The organism is Pseudoxanthomonas mexicana (genome assembly GCF_001556105.1).
Lineage (GTDB): Bacteria > Pseudomonadota > Gammaproteobacteria > Xanthomonadales > Xanthomonadaceae > Pseudoxanthomonas_A > Pseudoxanthomonas_A mexicana_A.
On sequence record NZ_LSIF01000056.1, the window covers coordinates 1 to 397 of the forward strand.

At 66.0% G+C, this 397-nt stretch carries 1 protein-coding gene and 1 pseudogene; both read left to right on the top strand.

All coding sequences use genetic code 11. The features are described 5' to 3' along the window. The coding region (locus tag AX730_RS09645; protein ID WP_269746991.1) for a flagellin at nt 1-219 on the top strand (219 nt) is incomplete at its 5' end. Between the two features lie 84 nt (nt 220-303). Then, nucleotides 304-397 (top strand): annotated as a pseudogene (locus AX730_RS18470) (flagellin); the annotation flags it as partial.

The window sequence follows — 397 nt, forward strand, 5'->3', positions numbered from 1 at the left end:
GCCGACCTGGGTGCGGTGCAGAACCGCTTCACCTCGGTCGTCGCCAACCTGCAGACCAGCTCGGAAAACCTGGCCGCCTCGCGCAGCCGCATCCGCGACACCGACTTCGCCAAGGAAACCGCCGAACTGACCCGCACCCAGATCCTGCAGCAGGCCGGCACGGCCATGCTGGCCCAGGCCAACCAGGTGCCGCAGAACGTGATGTCGCTGCTCCGCTAAGCGGAGAACCACCCGGGCGGATGACTCTCTCCCTCCGCCCGGGTCCAGCGGCGCTTCCCGTCCCCACACCTTGAGGAATCTCCCGTGGCACAAGTCATCAATACCAATACGATGTCGTTGAATGCTCAGCGCAACCTGAGCACCAGCGGCGCTTCGCTCGCCACCACCATCCAGCGCC